At 56.3% G+C, this 13,331-nt stretch carries 8 protein-coding genes; 1 reads left to right on the forward strand and 7 read right to left on the reverse strand.

The genetic code is table 11. The annotated features are described in order from the left end of the window. Positions 1 to 4 precede the first annotated feature (4 nt). The 7 genes from DQG13_RS16220 to DQG13_RS16250 all read right to left on the reverse strand — a co-directional run bounded on the left by DQG13_RS16220 (position 5) and on the right by DQG13_RS16250 (position 11,021). Positions 5 to 703, reverse strand: coding sequence for a DUF1961 family protein (locus DQG13_RS16220; RefSeq protein WP_113020832.1), 699 nt, complete (start codon positions 701 to 703; stop codon positions 5 to 7). Positions 704 to 714: 11 nt separating this feature from the next. Continuing rightward, the gene (locus tag DQG13_RS16225; RefSeq protein ID WP_220094392.1) at positions 715 to 3,306 is read right to left on the reverse strand and encodes an exo-rhamnogalacturonan lyase family protein; all 2,592 of its coding nucleotides are present in this window, start codon (positions 3,304 to 3,306) and stop codon (positions 715 to 717) included. A gap of 120 nt (positions 3,307 to 3,426) precedes the next feature. Then, positions 3,427 to 5,772 (reverse strand): helix-turn-helix domain-containing protein, encoded by a 2,346-nt coding sequence (locus DQG13_RS16230; protein WP_113020834.1) that lies wholly within the window; start codon positions 5,770 to 5,772, stop codon positions 3,427 to 3,429. A gap of 3 nt (positions 5,773 to 5,775) precedes the next feature. Continuing rightward, positions 5,776 to 7,299 (reverse strand): extracellular solute-binding protein, encoded by a 1,524-nt coding sequence (locus DQG13_RS16235; protein ID WP_113020835.1) that lies wholly within the window; start codon positions 7,297 to 7,299, stop codon positions 5,776 to 5,778. A 174-nt stretch (positions 7,300 to 7,473) separates the two neighbouring features. Next, positions 7,474 to 9,069 carry an extracellular solute-binding protein gene (locus DQG13_RS16240; RefSeq protein ID WP_113020836.1) on the reverse strand — a complete coding sequence of 532 codons (1,596 nt, stop codon included), beginning with the start codon at positions 9,067 to 9,069 and terminating at the stop codon, positions 7,474 to 7,476. A 116-nt stretch (positions 9,070 to 9,185) separates the two neighbouring features. Then, on the reverse strand, positions 9,186 to 10,067 hold the full coding sequence (locus DQG13_RS16245) for a carbohydrate ABC transporter permease (RefSeq protein ID WP_113020837.1): 882 nt from the start codon (positions 10,065 to 10,067) through the stop codon (positions 9,186 to 9,188). 15 nt (positions 10,068 to 10,082) lie between these two features. Beyond that, complete coding sequence (locus tag DQG13_RS16250; protein WP_258525704.1) at positions 10,083 to 11,021, reverse strand: ABC transporter permease; 939 nt, start codon at positions 11,019 to 11,021, stop codon at positions 10,083 to 10,085. Positions 11,022 to 11,315: 294 nt separating this feature from the next. Here DQG13_RS16250 and DQG13_RS16255 point away from each other — a divergent pair, with 294 nt between their 5' ends. Continuing rightward, positions 11,316 to 13,325 (forward strand): beta-galactosidase, encoded by a 2,010-nt coding sequence (locus DQG13_RS16255; RefSeq protein ID WP_113020839.1) that lies wholly within the window; start codon positions 11,316 to 11,318, stop codon positions 13,323 to 13,325. Positions 13,326 to 13,331: the final 6 nt, after the last annotated feature.

Genomic DNA, 13,331 nt, shown 5'->3' on the forward strand with positions numbered 1-13,331 from the left:
TTGTTTATCGCTTGGCATATACCTGCATATTGGCATATTCCGCCAGGAGCGGCGCCATCTGGCGGAAGCCGATCCGGCCTCCGGCCAGCAGCGGCCCGTAGGCCGCGCCGTCATCCCGCCATGAAAAAACCGGCAGCTCATTGATATAGAAGGAGACGGAGCCTCCCTGCTTCACAGCCAGCATCCGGTAAGGCTCCACAACATCCTCCACTCCGGGGATGGGGTCCGCTCCCTGGGCCACCAGATGGAAGCCGTAGCTTTTGCGGAGGTTGCAGGTGTGGAACTGCCGCTCCTCCGGCCATTTCCGCCGGAAGTAGGAAATGTGGAAAGCATCCATCTCCCCGTGATGGTACTGGTCGTAAATCCCTGTCCGCGGGGCCAGGGCGGGATCGAACAAATCCTTGCCCGCGGCGCCTCTGGCTGCCAGGAACAAGATAGCCAGCCCCGGCTCGCGGAGGGGCCTGAACTCCCAGGACACCGCCATATCCCCAGGGAACTCCTCCGGGCACCAGAACACAAAATTGGCCGCCTGGCCCGCCTCCGGGTCCATGCCGTTCTCCAGCCGCATCCGGCCCTCCGGGAAGGAGACCAGCCCCTGTCCCTCCATCCGGAAGCCGTTCACATGGGACGCCTCAGCCAGCGGATTATGATAGATCCTCTCCCAGCCGGAGGGAATCAGCCGGCCCGCTTCATTCCCGCTCATCTCCTATCACCTCACTTTTGTTTGCTGCCCAACGGCGGAAGCCATTCACTGATCAATTCCAGACTCAGGATAGTATTCAGCGACCATTGGCTGGCTTCATTGGTATTCATCCAGTCGATTTCCTTGATCCCGTCCATATACACCACATCCTCCGACTGCTCCTGAAGATCCGCCGCGCCGAAGGGATTGCCGTGGAGGATATTCCAGCAGCGCTCGGCGGTTACCGTATGCTGCTTGTAATACGCGCCGTAGGCGGCAATGGCCACACTCAGCACCGGATGCTCAAAATGCTTGTGGGAGATTTCCCCATGGGACAAAAGATCCTTCTCCTCCTGCGGCGCATTGTAATAGATGCCGTATTCGGCCATCATCTCGTTCCACTCCGGGTCCTCCAGCATCTCCGCCAGCTCGAACCATACCTGGGGGCCGCCCATGCAGATGGACAGATGCCGTCCCCGGTTGTCGTCGCCCATGGAGGACAAGATCCCCGTTTTCGGATCGTAGCCGTAGGCCGGGCCGGAGATCAGCCGGTAATTGGCCTTTTTGATGCAATCGATGCCTGTTCTGATCTTATCCCGGTAGAAGGTATCCTCAAAGCGCTCCCAGCGGGTCATCCAGTTGGAGCTGAAGGCCGCCCAGTCGGGACCTACCCGGATATGGGTGGGATGCTCGTCCTTGGGATGATACGCCCGCAGCGGGTCAAGGGTGACAGTGGCGTAATCGGCGTCCTTCACCAGCTCCATACAATCGCCGATCCGCTCATCCGCCGTCAGGTAATAATAGTAGCGGTGCAAGCCGGCCATGGCGATGCGGGGCTCCTTGCAGCCGCAGCCCCAATGGACCACATTGTGCCGGGAGCCCAGTCCGGCGTATTCGCCGATGTGGTACATATCCACCTCACTGGTATGGCGGGTCATGGCCTCCGCCATCCGGAAGATATCCGCCCGGCCGGAGCGGAGGAACATGGTCCACAGCCACATGTTGGGGACCAGCTCCGAATTCTGCCAGGCGCAGCCGCCCAGATCATAGTTCCAGACATGGCGGGTTGCGTCATAGCTGTGCATAAAATCGCCGTAATCCCAGAAGCCGAACCACTTGCGCTGCTCCACCTCCCGCTGGTAAAAGGCGATGATGCCGTCCAGCCGGTCCTCCAAATAAGCCTTCTCCGGGGTGCTGCGGTCCGGCAGGCTCCACAGGCCGAAGGCCCGGGTGTCGTGGTAATATTCCGGCGTACATACCAGAAGCTCCGGCATATCCGCTGCCTCCGCCAGCTGCCCGAAGGTATCGGAACCGGGGGTGGCGCCAAGGCACCAGACAGTCAGCTCATGGGTGTTGCCAACGCCGTAAGGCGTAGCCCTAAGCTCATCGGCTCCCTCATAGGAGGAGAGCACATGGGTTTCCGTATCGTAATGCCGCATATCCATGGCTTCCGCGTCCGGTGACCAGAACCAGACGGTGAAGCGGGCCTGCTCCCCGGCCATTCCCGTAATTTCCATACCGGAGGGATATTTCCTCCAGAAATCCTTCAGCCCAACGGCGATCCCGCCGGATACTCCGCCTGCGTAGCCTACGCCGCCTGCCCGGCGGCCTTCCGCCCCTTTTACCCAGGAGCAGCCTTCCTTGGTGCGCTTCCGGACGGTGAAATGCTCGGAGGAATCCTGCAGGATTTTGAAGCTGTCCCAAGTGGCGGCATCCTTCAGGAGGCCCAGGTAATAGGCATCCTCTTCCTCATCGAAGGAAAGGGCCTTGCCCTCCAACTGATCCTCATACTTCTCCAGATACTCGCCTTTGGTCCGCCGGTTGTACATGGACTTGGGCGAATCCTTGAACAGCCCCTGATCCCCCGCAAACCGGATATGGCGGTTATAATGCGGCCCCGACAGGGGCACCTCAAAGGAAATCCCCAGCCCTTTGATAAAATCGGTATGGGGGTTTCCGTCATAATAGAAGGTATGCACCAGCCGGATGGATTCCTGGCCCGCATAGAAATAAAGCCGCAGCGTAAACGGCAGCCACTCCCGCGCGCCGGACTTGGCCCGGTACCGGCCCTCCAGCCGGATCACCGCTCGCACCGGACCCGCGGCTTCCACGGTGGCCTGACGGATCATGCCCTCAAATGGCTCCTGTCGGTACGCCTGCATCCCCGAAACACGGTCATGCACTTCCGTCAGCGCCACCAAAGCTCCGCCAGCGCAGATTTCCGTTCCGCCGCGTTCAATCCCCTCGATAATCCGGCTGCCTTGTTTGGCCACAGCCCAACGGATTGCCCCGGAGGAAACCATAATCCGTTCTGCGGATTCTTCAACCGTTACGCGGGAAGCAGGAGCCGCCCCTTCCCCTTTGCCCAGCACAAAACCCCCGCTTTCCCAAGCGGGGACAACCGCCGCGTGGGCGGACCATTTGATACTTCCGTCAGGCCAATACGCCGTTGGCCAACTGTCCATGGGGTATTGGCGAGCGCCGTCGGCGCTTGAGAGGCACAGGCTCTCCTTGCGGTTAAGCTCGCCTTTCTTCCAGGGAATCCCCCAGGTAATGCCGGCGTCTCTCGACGGGTTCTTGAGCCAGCGCAATTGGACCGGTGTAAGTGAAGACAACAAGACCATCTCCTTTGTTCGTCTTTCGAAAGCTGCACCCCCATTCTAGGCCGCTTCCCCCTTGATGACAATGAGACTTTCTTGTCCGTCCGCTTCCCTGCAATAGCACATTTTCACCTGTTTTGGACTTTATTGCAGCCCCTTCTCCCGGCTTAATTCCCGGTACCGGGTGGGCGTCATGCCTTCCAGCTTCTTGAAAATCCGGTTGAAGTAGCTGTGCTGGTAACCCACCCGCTCCGCCACATCGTTAATCAGCAGATCCGTATCCCGCAGCAGCTCTCTGGCCTTCTCCATCCGGATTTCTGTCAGGTAGTCGATGAAATTCTTGCCGGTAACCTGCTTGAAGGATTTGCTCAGGAAGAAGGGATTGGTGCCCGTATGCTCCGCGCAATTGTCCAGGGAAATATCATTCATGTAGTTTTGCTGGAGGTACAGCATGGCCTGCTCAATAATCCGCTTCACCTGGGCGTCTGTCCGCTGCATCAGCTCCCGCAAATAAGGGGCGACGATTTTGTCCTGGAACCATTCCAGGATCAGCTTGGTTTCCCGGATCTGGGACAGGGATTCATACATATTGATCCCCTTGAACAGGCGGTTGGGATTGATGCCCGACACCATCACCGCATGCTGGATGCTGCCCAACAGGTGAAGCATACCCTGCTGCACATCGATTTCCTTGGCTCCGTTGGAGGAGAGCGACACCAGGAAATCCTCCAGCAGCTTATAGGTATCCGATTCCTGGCCGGTGCGCATGGCCTGGATCAGCTCCCGCTCCAGAGAGAAGGGATACTGCAGCTCCGCCTCCTCCGGCACATGGGGCTGGGTTTCCATATCGAGAATCTGATTCTCGTTGGAAAAATTGCGGAAGGCGGCAGCCTGTCTGGCCGTTTCAAAAGAACCGGGAATTTCGGAAATTTTGCTTACCGGCCGGCTGATGGCCAAAGTCACATTCATCTTCAGCATCTGGTTGACGGCCTGGGTCAGCTCCTCCGCGAAGGCCTGAAGCTCGCCGGCATAGGTTTCGTCATTGGGCACGATAACAAGCAAACCGGCGGTTAAGTCATGAAAGTTAATGGAATTATGCTGTTCAAAATGGAGATCGGCCAATTCGCTGATAATGTTCACCGCGGCGAAGGTAACCAGCCCTTCGTCGCCGTATTTGAATTTCCCCTCATGGCTGGTGATGCCGGTCAACTGCACATACATCACAATAAACACCCGGTCCCGGACTTCCCACTTGAAGCTCTCCATCCGGTTCAGCAGATCCTCCTCCGAATAGGCATAGAGGTAACCCTGCATCAGCTGGTGCAGGAAGCTCTCCTTAACATGGGGAAGCTGCTCGGCCAGTCTGCTTTGCAGCTCATGGCTTTGCTCATACAGGCTGTTCCAGCGCTGCTCGATCAAGGCGAATTCATCCTCTTTGCCTCCCGCCGGCGCCTGGCCGCCCAGGAGCTGCTGGACCAGCCGGTTCACCGGGGAATAGATGCGCCGCGAAGCCACCCACGACAGCAGCACCGCCAGCAGCAGCGCACAGAAGCTGATAATCAGGATCAGCTTGGAAATAAACACCACCGGCGAGGTAATGCTGGAGATGGGCGACGCCGACACATAAGTCCAGTTGGAGGCAATCCGGGAAAAGGTGCCGTACGATACCGTATAGGTAATGCCCTTCCACTCGAAGAAAAACGCTCTGCTGTCCGGATGCTCCTCAATTTTGTCCCGCAATGCGGTGACAAAGGATGAATCCAGCGCCCCTCCTCTTGCCGAGGCATATACATCTCCGGAATCCTGAAGCAGGAAGCTTTCCCCTTCATTATAGGGCAGCATGGTTTTGAGCATATCGGATACCTTCTGGGAATCCAGCCGGACCAGCAAGGTGCCGAAGGGGTCGAAGCTTCCCCCGGGAATTTGGTGAACCAGGGTAATATCCTTCTCATTGGGTCTGGCAGGGTCGAAGGCCCATTGGGTCCAGTAGGTAATCCGGTTGGGCTGGATCAGCTGCTTGTAGATTTCGGAAACGGCAGGGCTGCGGATGACGGAATATTCCGGGTCAAACATCACCTCAGGGGTTTCCTGCAGATACAGCTCCACCCGCTTGGTCATGGTATTGGAGCCCTGCATCACCAGCAGCGTTTTGGAAATATCCTTGGCCCGTTCGAAGTCGGTGTTAAAATCCACATCCAGCAGACTGTAATCAAACTTGTTGTCAAAGGCCCAATGGGACAGCATCAGCTCCAGATTGGTGAGCTGCTCGTCAATATTGCGGGCTCGCTGCTCAATTTGCACATTATGAAGATTAAGCAGCTCGGATTCCAGCCGCCCTCCTCCCATCCAGTACACCAGCGCGCCGATAATGAAGCCCGGAATACTGGACACCAGGAGAATCATGGCCAAACTTTTATTATAATGGGGCCGCTTGTTCCGGCCGAGCCGCTCCAGAATAGGCTTGCCAATCCGTTCCACAATACGATTCATCGCTTATTCACCACTGGTTCCTTGAATTGGTTTCGCTGTATTCATTTTCAAGCGGTAGGCATCATTGATTTCCCGGATCACCTGATCGCCTCCGATGGTGCTCCACGCCTCCAGCAGCGTGTCGAAGGCCTGATCGTCGATTTTGCCGGTGATATACTGGATTCTCGCCTGCTCAATCATTTCATCCAGCATGCCGCCCTTCTGGATATAGGTGGTGGACTCCAGCCCCTCCGCGGGATTGGTCACCAGAATCCGGGCATTCTCGGCAATGACGACATTGACCTTTTCCCGCAGGGGGGAGCCGGATTTAAACTTGGTCAGCTCCGGGATCAGCGGCAGCAGCTGCTCCAGATCATTGGCGTTGTACTCCGGAGGAACCTGGTCATTGGGGACGGCCTCCATGGCTCCATTGTACATCTTGTAGTGAATATTTTCCAAACCGTAATAAAGCATCCGCTGCACGGGCCCATCATTCAGCTTGTCCATAAAATCCAGTACCTTGAGCAGCTCCTGCTCCGTCTTGACTCCGTTCCTGGAGATCAGATAGACGCCGTTGTATCCGGTAGTGCTCAGGCTCCGCAAGCCATGGGATCCGGCAACCGCCCCCAGAACGTCGATGACCGCCTTGGGGTTATTCTGCTTCAGCCCCGTTTCCAGCCGCCCCGCCGTGTCCGCCACATCCAGCATCACTCCCGCATGTCCGCTGGTCACCTGCTCGTTCCAGCGCGTAGGGTCAAAGATTGGAAAGTCGGAATTCACCAAACCCTCGGCGTAAAGCTTGCGGAAAAACTTCAGGCTATCGCGGTACTCGGCCGTAAAATGCTCCGGAACCAGCTTGCCGCTTTCATCAATCCCCCATTTGTTGGGGGCTCCGAACCAAACCTGCATCATATCCCAGGGAAGGGGATACTTGGATACGGCAAGGCCATAGGTATCATGGAGGCCGTTGCCGTCCGGGTCGCCTTCGGTAAAAGCCTTCAGCATGGCGTAGAAATCATCAATGGTTTGAGGCTCGGCAAGCCCCAGCTTGTCCAGCCAATCCTTGCGGTACGAAATTCCCGGTCTGCCCTGCTGTCTCGCCCGATAGATGCCATATACCTTCCCGCCGTTGGAGATATTGCCGAGAATCTCCGGATTCGCCTTGCTCAGGTTGGGATAGCGGCTCAGGTAAGGGCCGATTTCCCAGAACTGTCCCTTCTGAATGGCAGCGGCCACGCCGGGAATGCGGGTATTCTCCACCTTGATCACCATGGGCAGCGTCCCGGAGGCAAGAGTAATATTCATTTTATCGTTATAGGACGCATTGGGCGTCCAGATTATATTCAGATCGGTATCGGTATACTCCTCCAGCATCTTCCACACCTTGCTGTCCTTGCTTGCAGGGTTATTGGAGAAGCTGGCAGTAAGCAGCGTGATGGAAAAAGGGGCATCAGAAGCAGCCTCCCCTTGTTTGCCGGACTGACAGCCGCTTGCAGCGGCAAGACTCGCGGCAGCCAGGAGAATCGTATATTTAGTTCTTTTCATCATAGCCTCCGACTGTATATCCGCTGAATGCACGGAACGTATAACTTAGCATATACCGTTTTCCTACCCAAGAACAAGCTTTTCATGATCCGGCGGACAAAAAAACGCAAAAAACAGGAGGGGGTGTGCTGTTCGCACATCCCCAATCCTGTCGGCTATGCCTGCAATCCTTGCGGATTATTTCTTTTGGGCAGCCACATACAATTCGTTCATTTCCTTCACCAGGTCGTCGCCGCCGGACTTCTTCCAGGTTTCAAAAGCGGAGCGCAGGCCGGCTTCGTCGATTTGGCCCACGATGAACTTGATGCGGGCGTCGTTGATGATGTTTTCCAATTGCGGTCCCTTTTGGTTGTAGATATCGGAAATCAACGGAGCGGCAGGGTTAGCCACGATGAATTCTTCATTTTTCTTGATCAGCTCGGTTTGCTTCTTTCTAAGCGCGGTTTGCTTTACAGTCAAAGCGCTGCTCTTCGGCAGGAAGGAGAGCATTTGGTTCAGGCCTTCCACCTCGGATTCCAGCAGAACCGTATCCTTGCTGATGGTGACATTCTTCTCGGCATCGGTGGTGTAGTGTTTGCCCTCCAGACCGAAGCTCAGCAGCGTTTGCATGTCCGGATCATTGATCTTGTCCAGGAACGCCAGAATGCGCTTCAGTTCAGCCTCTGTCTTGACAGAGGATTTCGGAATGGACATCATGCCGGAGTAGCCGGCAGTGGGCAGGGTATACAGCTTGCCGTCCTTGCCGGTTACGCCGCTGGCAACGTCAACATAATGAATGTCCGGATTGTCCTTGCCTTCCTTGGCCAATGCGGCATGGATCTTGTCGTCGGCGCGGGCGCCGCCGTCCACTACGTCCACGATTACGCCGGCCTGGTTGTTGACCATGGGGTCCACCCACTTGGCGCTGTCGAAGACGGCGAAGTCGGAGTTGATCAGCTTCTCGTCATACAGCTTCTTCATGAACTTCAAGCCGTCGATATATTCCTCGTATTGATGCTCGGGAACCAGCTTGCCGTCCTTGATGCCCCATTTGTTGGGAGCGCCGAACCACAGCTTGATGGTATCGAAGCCGCTGGCCCAGCCGCCGGTCCATTTGACCAGGATCATGCCGTAGGTATCGTTTTTGCCGTTTTTGTCCGGGTCCTTTTCCTTAAACGCTTTCAACATGTTGTAGAAATCGTCGATGGTTTTCGGCTCCTGCAGGCCCACCGCGTCCAGCCAATCCTTGCGGTAGTAGTAGCCGTTCCGGCCCAAATCGCGGCCGCGGTATACGCCGTAAATCTTGCCGTCGATGGAGCTGTTGTTCAATACGGTGGGGTTGGCTCCGGACAGGTTCTTGTAATCCTTCAGGTACGGGCTCAGCTCCCAGAAGGCGCCGGAACGGACCGCATTGACGAAGCTGGAGGACCGGTCGCTCAGTACGGCAATCAGGTTAGGCAGCTTGCCGGATGCCAGGGTAATGTTGAACTTGTCGTTGTAGGACGCGTTGGGCACCCACTCGAAGTGAATGTTAGTGTTGGTTTGCTTCTCCAGTTCAGCTGCAACAGGGCTGTCATCCTTGGGGAAGTTGGTCTTGAAGGTTGGAAGCATGATGGTCAGATCAAGCGGCGGCTGTTGGGTAGCTGCTGCGCTCGATCCGGCAGTTGCGCCGGCGGCAGGAGAAGACGCGTTTTCTTTATCTCCGCCCCCGCAGCCTGCAAGTGCTCCGGCGGCAATGGTTCCAACGGATACAACGGCAACAAAACGCTTCATGCTGCTTGCTTTTCTTTTCATTTTTTACCCTCCTTGATTTGGTCAATCATATATGGAATAACTCCAGATGGAGCAATTCTTGATTTTATGGAGGCGGATGGCATTGGGCTCATCCGCCTCCGGCTTCCGCGGGAGGATTAACCCTTCACGGAGCCGATCATGACGCCCTTGGCAAAATGCTTTTGCAGGAACGGGTATACGCACAGGATGGGAATCGTACCCACCACGATAACCGCCATCTTGATGGACTGCTCCGGTGGTTTCACGAAGTTGGGGTCCATGGAATTCATATCCCCGGCTGCCTGGGACAGCATGACGATCTGGCGGAGCATCACCTGCAGGGGCCACTTGGCCGGATCATTGATGTACAGCAGGGCCGAGAAGAAGTTGTTCCAGTGGCCTACTGCATAGAACAGGGTGAAGGTGGCTATTACCGGCATGGACAGGGGCAGCACGATTTTCCACAGAAGACTCAGCTCCTGGCAGCCGTCGATCCGGGCCGCTTCCTCAATTTCAGGCGGCAGCTCCTGGAAGAAGTTCTTCACGATAATCAGATTGAAGGCGCTGATGGCTCCGGGAAGAATCAGCGCATTGAACGAATCCAGCAGATGCAGCTCGCGGATAACCAAGTATGTGGGAATCATTCCGCCGCCGAACAGCATGGTGAAGATCACCATGTTCAGGAACACATTGCGGCCCATCAGGCTGCGCCGGGCCAGGGGATAGGCCATGGTCACGGTGAAGAACAGGTTGACGATGGTGCCGACAACGGTGACATAAACGGAAACCCCGATGCTTCGCATGATGGAATCCGTGGAGAAAATAAACTCATACGCGTTCAGCGTGAAGGTTTCCGGGATCAGGAATACGGCGCGCTGGGTAATTTCCGCATCGGATGCGAAGGAGCCCGCGACGATGATAATAAACGGCAGAATAGCGATAAGACCGGCTGCCCCCAGAAAGAGGTAGTTGGATACATCGAAGACCGTTCCGCCGACTGTTCTGTATTGCTTGGCCATCTGTTAACCCTCCTCTTAGTAAAGTCCGGACTCGCCGAATTTTTTGGCCAGCCAGTTGCTTCCCAGCACCAGCGTCACGCCGATGACGGACTTGAAGAGGCCGACTGCCGTACTGTAGCTGAACGCGCCTTGGGTAATACCCATGGTATAGACATAGGTATCGAAGACCTCCGCCACCTCGCGGTTCAGCGCATTCATCATCAGGTAAATCTGCTCGAAGCCGTTGTCCATAATATTGCCCATCCGCAGGATCAGCAGGATGACGATGGTGCTGCGGATGGAGGGCAGGGTAATATGCCAGGTTTGCTTCCAGCGGTTGGCCCCGTCCATAATCGCCGCCTCATATTGCTCTACATCCACGCCGGCCAAAGCCGCCAGGAAGATAACCGTCCCCCAGCCGCATTCCTTCCAGATGGTCTGGATGATGATCAGCGGTCTGAACCATTTCGGGTCAGTGAGGAAGGAGATTTTTTCCCCCGTTAATTGAAAGATAAATTCATTGATGGTGCCGCCCTCCGTGGTCAAGAGGATGTAGGTCAAGCTGGCCACGATAACCATGGAGATAAAGTGGGGCACATACACCAGGGTTTGTATGGAGCGCTTGTACCAGGAAAGCCGTACCTCGTTCAGCAGGAGCGCCAGCAGGATCGGGGCCGGAAACGAAAAGACCAGGCTGTACAAGGACAAGACCAGGGTATTGCGCAGCAGCATGCCAAATTCGATATTCTGGAAAAACATTGTAAAGTGATCCACGCCCACCCAGTCGCTCTTCATAAAACCAAGGAAGGGCTGGTAATTCTTAAAGGCCAGCATAATGCCCCACATGGGCACGTACTTAAAGATGATGAAGTAAAGCAATCCGGGTGTAATCAATAGATACAACCACTTGTCTCTCTTCAATCGTTTGCCAATCAGGTTCCATTTGCTATTCTGGGTATTCGGTACAACAGTCAACTCATCCGCAGCTGCCTGCTTCACTCCCCATCACCTCCGGGTTGTCTTTCGCTTCTCTCGAGCGGTTATGACCTGATTATGTCCTGACGGAAATTTTCCGACAATCGGAGATTCTTGAACAGCCGAAAATCGGGGTTTTCCGGCCTTGCTTCAAGAAAGTGCAAAGCCGGCAAAACTGTGTAAACCCTTGTGCTAAGCGGGTAAAATCGTCCTATTGAAGGGCTGTGCAGGCTTGAAGTAAAGTGAAAGCGAGTGCCTGCAAGCTGTTGAAATAAGTTGAAGGAGCGTGGAACAATGAGCCGAAAGCTCTATCACGGCGCATCGTGGTATCCCGAGCTGTGGAGCCGGGAGATATGGGAGCAGGATATCGCCATGATGAAAAAGACCGGCATCAATGTGGTGCGGCTGGGCGAGTTTGCCTGGTCCGTTTTTGAACCGGAGGAGGACAGGACCGATTTTTCATTATATATAGAGGCGGTCAGTCTGCTGCATTCGCATGGAATCGACACCGTAATCTGCACGCCGACGGCCACCCCGCCCATCTGGCTGTCCCACGGACATCCCGAACGGATGCACCGGGAGCCGGACGGCAGGATCATGGGCCATGGGTCAAGGCAGCATGCCTGCACCAATAATCATTTTTTTAGAGCACGCTCCGCCAAGATTGTGGAAGCCCAAGCTCAAGCTCTGGGCCGCCTTCCCGGTGTCATTGCCTGGCAAATCGACAATGAATTGAAGTCCCATGTAGCGGAATGCTTCTGCGATACCTGCCGCGGACTGTGGCAAAAGTGGCTGGAGAAGCGTTACGGAACCGTCCAAGCCCTGAACGAGGCCTGGGGAACGGCGGTGTGGAGCCAAACCTACCAATGCTTTGAGCAAATTCCGCAGCCTTCGACGGCAGTCCCTTTCCTGCACAGCTCGTCCCTCTCCACCATGCACCAGCTTTTTTCGATGGAAAAAATCGCTGAATTTGCGGATATGCAGGCGTCCATCATCCGCAGGCATTCTCCGCAGCCCATTACCCATAACAGCAGCATAGCGTTCCATCTGGATAATGAGCGGCTGTTCCGCGGCCTGGATTTTGCCTCTTACGACACCTATGCCAGCTTCCCGAACCGGAACGCTTATTTGATCAACTGCGATTTATGGCGCAATGTGAAAAAAGGCCGGGATTTCTGGGTGATGGAAACCAGTCCCTGCCATGGCGGCTCGCTGCATGGCCAGCCCCAGCTGCATCCGGACGGCTACTTAAAGGCCGAAGCGGCGGCAGCGTATGCGTTGGGAGCGGAAGCCTTCTGCTACTGGCTGTGGAGACAGCAGCGCTCCGGCAGCGAACAGCCCCACGGAGCGATCCTAAGCGCCTGGGGCAACCCCTCTATCGGTTACCGGAATGTGCTGGAGGTGGAGGAGGCGCGAAAGACGCTGGAGCCGGTGATCCTGGACACCCGCCCGCTTCAGGCGGAGGTGGGTTTGACGTATTCCGATCGGTCCAAGGTGTTTTTGCGGACCGAGCCTCACCGGAAGCTGCAGCACCGCTCCTTGATTACCCATTTTTATGAGCAACTGCTCCATTTGGGGCTTCACCGCGATTTGGTACCGGAAGGAGCAGCGGCATTGGACGGCTACAAGCTGTATGCTTCCCCCTACCTCCCTTATCTACCCAAGGAGCTGACAGACCGGGCGGTTGCCCGGGTGAAGCAAGGAGCGGTGTGGATTGTAGGCCCGCTTACCGGGGGAAGAACCGAAGAGCATACGATTCCAACCGACGCCGCTTTGGGCCGGTATCTGGAGGAGCTTGCAGGTGTGGAGACTCTCTACACCTATCCCATGGACGGCAGCGGCACTACGGGTACGGCCTTTGGCCATACGGCTCCGCTGTCGTTATGGAGCGCCGTGTTCCGGCCGGTAGCCGCCCAAGCTATGGGGGTTATTGACCAGGGGCCTGCCCGGGGCGAGGCTTTTTTGACGGAGCGGCGGCTTGGCCGCGGCAAAATTGTCATGCTGGGGTCTATGCCTGCGGGGGCTGAGGGCGATGCTATGCTGCGGCGGATTCTTCTTCATTATGCGGATGAGGCGGGGGTTGCCCTGCGGACGGATGTTACGCCGGGCACCATTGTGGCTCCCCGGGAAGGGAAGGGTTACCGGGTGTGGGTGGCTGTGAACATGGACGGCCAAGGAGGAAGCGTCACCCTGCCGCCGGGCTGCCGGGATGGGCTGACCGGGGAGCCGGTTCCGGCAGGACGCCTCTCCCTCTCCCCTTTTGATTGCCGCGTGATCCGCATGGAGCTTCCCGCCAAATCATGATACACT

This window comes from Paenibacillus sp. YN15, from assembly GCF_003285005.1.
Lineage (GTDB): Bacteria > Bacillota > Bacilli > Paenibacillales > NBRC-103111 > Paenibacillus_AR.

Coding starts and splice junctions, on each gene's coding strand:
- DQG13_RS16245 (WP_113020837.1), bottom strand. CDS start 10,067: ATGGCCAAGCAATACAGAACAGTCGGCGGAACGGTCTTCGATGTATCC.
- DQG13_RS16235 (WP_113020835.1), bottom strand. CDS start 7,299: ATGATGAAAAGAACTAAATATACGATTCTCCTGGCTGCCGCGAGTCTT.
- DQG13_RS16230 (WP_113020834.1), bottom strand. CDS start 5,772: ATGAATCGTATTGTGGAACGGATTGGCAAGCCTATTCTGGAGCGGCTC.
- DQG13_RS16255 (WP_113020839.1), top strand. CDS start 11,316: ATGAGCCGAAAGCTCTATCACGGCGCATCGTGGTATCCCGAGCTGTGG.
- DQG13_RS16220 (WP_113020832.1), bottom strand. CDS start 703: ATGAGCGGGAATGAAGCGGGCCGGCTGATTCCCTCCGGCTGGGAGAGG.
- DQG13_RS16240 (WP_113020836.1), bottom strand. CDS start 9,069: ATGAAAAGAAAAGCAAGCAGCATGAAGCGTTTTGTTGCCGTTGTATCC.
- DQG13_RS16225 (WP_220094392.1), bottom strand. CDS start 3,306: ATGGTCTTGTTGTCTTCACTTACACCGGTCCAATTGCGCTGGCTCAAG.